Source organism: Chamaesiphon sp. VAR_48_metabat_135_sub (genome assembly GCF_031418915.1).
Taxonomy (GTDB): domain Bacteria; phylum Cyanobacteriota; class Cyanobacteriia; order Cyanobacteriales; family Chamaesiphonaceae; genus Chamaesiphon.
The window spans coordinates 1-3,280 of sequence record NZ_JANOJV010000222.1; the positions used below are offsets into that span (position 1 = coordinate 1).

The following is a 3,280-nucleotide window of genomic DNA, read 5'->3' on the forward strand; positions in this document are numbered from 1 at the left end:
GTTCTCAAATTCTCCATTCAGCAAACAAATAAAGTGTTGACGAGCAGCAATTAGTCTAGTTAACATGGGATATCCTTAAAGTAATGTTTGCGATTGATTAACCGATTCTGAGGTGAGTTCCTCTGGGCTGAAGCTTGGCTAAAACTTCTCCATTAACTACCAATTCCTCTGCACCAGACTCCGCTAACTGTTGCCGAATTGTATCGGTGCAAACTTTATAACTAGTTTGCACTGTGACTAGATTTGCCGGAAAATCTTTCGCAGGAATATTCCCATTAGTCCATAGCGGTTGTTTCCCACCATTCTTGACAAGTTTGATAGTCGCTTCTCGACCTTTAATAGTCGAATCATCACGATTCTCTACAATTTTCTTGAGATAAGTTTTGAAGTTTGATAACGCATTTTCTCTGATTTCAATCTGACCATTGAAGTGGTCGCGGCGTTTTTTGAGGTAGGTAATTTCCCCCTCTTTGGCTGCAATTACCGCAGCGATTGCATCTACCTTGGTGGCAATTTGCGTTTCCAGCAGGTCAAATTGCTCTAATATGACAGTAGAATCGGTTGTACCTTCTGTTTCGCCCTCCTCGATCGTAGCCATAATTTGTTCGACTAGATTATCGCGGTTTAACTCTAAATCTATCAATGAAACCATAATTAATTCCTAGTATTAGTGAAGACAAGAAAAGCCCCAGTCAAAAAGTTGTGACTGGGGCTAATATTTAGGTCGGAGACTCGACAGGAAGACTATGGATTAGCAGGAAAATTTCCGAACATTTTGGCGGCACCGCCAAGAATGATTAGAATTAATCCACCAACAATAGTTCTCAACAGTAATTCTTGATTACCAACTCTTGTCGATAGTCCATCAACTTTGGCATCGAGAGTTTTAATCTCACCTTTTAGCTCTGTGCTGAGGTTTTTAACTTCACCTTTAAGTTCAGATACGCTCAATTTTAATTCATTTTGACCTTGTTCCATGCGCTCAAGGCGTTGGTCGATCTTAGTGAAGATATCTTTGAGTTCCGTTTCGATCGTGAGAGACATGATGTTAAAGTGGTAGTGAATATTATTAGTGCTTTTGAAGAGTCCAGCAAATCGCCATTTGCTGGACTCTTCCATTTTACCTAATTATTCGCTGTAGCCACCTCGCCCCAAGTGCTAGTAGGCAAGTACAAGACGCTGGAGCCAAGCCGCTCGACTTCTGTAGCGCGATCGTAACTCTCGATATCTTCAGCCGTGCGAGTAACAGCATTGAGCATTCCAAATTTACTCAGATCACCACTACGAATCAAATGATTTAACACTAGACCAGATTCATTTTCACTCAGTCCGATCGCCTTAGCCGTCACTTCAACCGCCTTAACTGGATTCCCAGTGATTAGGTTTGATTTGGCTATCTTCATGTCTCCTACAGCATTTTGGAAGGTGGAGATACTAATTGCATTTCTCACTAAGTCACGAATTTTTAGCTTGAAAGCATCATCGATCGCTTGAATAGTGTCGATTGCATATAAATCACTATTTTCAGCACTACGTCCCGCATGATTTTTGCGTTGCTTCTTGTCTTTGAGAATTAGACCATTAGTGCAAACTAATCGATAAATAAATGGTTCGACACTAATACTCGAATTCCCGATTTCACCATTACTCAAAATAAAGCCAGCTTGAACTGGATCGCCGACAGCAATTGCCGCTTCGATATCCGTGTTGATGACCTTGATATACATTCTTTCGTCGGTGACTTGGCAACTTGCAATTTTAATCCCACTACCCATCTCACTGAGTTCTGGTAGTACCATTGCGAGAATGTCATGATTATCGACAATCCGATATCGGCTACTCAAAAAAGCTCGCATTTGACCACGCAGAGTACGAATGAGACTCGTTTCTTCTTGCCGTTCATCCAACCAGTGGTTGACATTTTCCGCCAAAAGATGTGGCGACTGTCTCATCATTCGATCGTAGTAGATCTTAGGAATACTGAGCTTAGATGCCATCTGTGCATGAGCATAACTAGTAGCTGGCATTAATTCCAAACCGCTGGTTGTTTCCAATTGAAATTCCCCATTAGGCACCATTGTCAAACTTTTGGTGTTGGCATGGAAATCCCGTTTGCTTTCCTGCTGCTCTAATAGTTCTTGAGCTAGTTCTACGATCGTGCGTCCAGTTTTCATGATTTTAAAATATTGGTAATGGTTGACAAGAAAAATCGCCAAGCTGGGTAGCAATTTGGCGACAAAAATCGAAAGCAATTAATATTGAGAATCTTGGTAATAAGCCTCGCGATCTAACATCAACTGTTCGTCCATCGCTAGCTGTTGTTCTTCATCAGAAAGATTGATAAATCCAGTCACTTCAATGAGATTTTCAGTGAGTAAATCTGGTAGAATGAGAGTATTCATTTCACTATTAAGCTGCTAATCAGTAATTGAATAAGTGAGTGATTTTGTTCTCGCAAAATCACTCGCCAACAATAGACAAGCGGGTCTATTGATTCGCTCGTCTATTATTTGGGTGGGGATAACATTCGCTTGACAATTTCCATCAATCGATCGGCATCAAGACTGGGCATTTGCTCGATATCATCAGCAACTTTCAGATTCGACTCAATTTGCAGAGGATTGAGTAATAGTGTTGGCAAGGAAAAGTATTTAGCAGTATGGATAATCCGCTCTGCTTTACGATTACCAGCGAGATCGTAATATGGTAACACCACCAACAAGACTCGCCCCAACCGCTCTTTAACCACTCGGAGCTTATCGAAAGCGGTTTGATTAGAATAGTCACCAGATTCCAAACACAGAGATGGGATACCGCGACAGTGGGCGATCTCAACAGACTTTTGACCCTCTACCACCAGGATGAGGTTAATCTTGCCTGGATAGGGGAGCAGCCTGCATAATCCATAGGGTATCCAAGGATTTGAGCCAGCACCATCGATCCATTCCTTACCGTTCAAGGATTGAGGAAAGATTACTTTGTCCGTGCGATAATCGATCCGAACCACCCTTTGCTTTTCGGAATACCAATAAACTGTCCGCCCCCCCATTACTTCAGCCAATCTGTCATCTTTCATCAACGGAAAGTGGAGTTGAGCTGGATGAATGCGGGGGATGATGACAGGGCAAGATTCTGGTTTGACTCTACTGGCGAACTGTTTAAAGTCTGGTACCAGTCGAGCCATAATCTCAACCCGATGTTCTCTGGTAGGCTCGTTCCAACACATCCAGGCACCTGTTGGGGAGAAAGTAAGATTGTGCCCGTTGCAAACAGGACAGTA

Annotated in this window: 5 protein-coding genes; all 5 read right to left on the minus strand. The window is 42.4% G+C overall.

The features are described 5' to 3' along the window. Nucleotides 1–97: 97 nt before the first annotated feature. A complete protein-coding gene (locus tag RMO55_RS15890; RefSeq protein ID WP_310428016.1) occupies nucleotides 98–652 on the minus strand; it encodes a siphovirus Gp157 family protein in 555 nt (184 codons plus the stop codon). Between the two features lie 92 nt (nucleotides 653–744). After that, entirely contained in the window at nucleotides 745–1,119 is a 375-nt protein-coding gene (locus tag RMO55_RS15895) for a hypothetical protein (protein ID WP_310428018.1), read from the minus strand. 5 nt (nucleotides 1,120–1,124) lie between these two features. Beyond that, nucleotides 1,125–2,252 (minus strand): DUF932 domain-containing protein, encoded by a 1,128-nt coding sequence (locus RMO55_RS15900; protein WP_310428020.1) that lies wholly within the window; start codon nucleotides 2,250–2,252, stop codon nucleotides 1,125–1,127. Next, nucleotides 2,253–2,402 carry a hypothetical protein gene (locus tag RMO55_RS15905; protein WP_310428022.1) on the minus strand — a complete coding sequence of 50 codons (150 nt, stop codon included), beginning with the start codon at nucleotides 2,400–2,402 and terminating at the stop codon, nucleotides 2,253–2,255. Between the two features lie 104 nt (nucleotides 2,403–2,506). Further along, on the minus strand, nucleotides 2,507–3,280 hold a 774-nt coding region (locus tag RMO55_RS15910; RefSeq protein ID WP_310428023.1), incomplete at its 5' end, for a hypothetical protein.

Bases quoted from the DNA above. Each gene is read 5' to 3' on its own strand.
- RMO55_RS15890 (WP_310428016.1), bottom strand. From the start codon at position 652: ATGGTTTCATTGATAGATTTAGAGTTAAACCGCGATAATCTAGTCGAA.
- RMO55_RS15905 (WP_310428022.1), bottom strand. From the start codon at position 2,402: ATGAATACTCTCATTCTACCAGATTTACTCACTGAAAATCTCATTGAA.
- RMO55_RS15895 (WP_310428018.1), bottom strand. From the start codon at position 1,119: ATGGAAGAGTCCAGCAAATGGCGATTTGCTGGACTCTTCAAAAGCACT.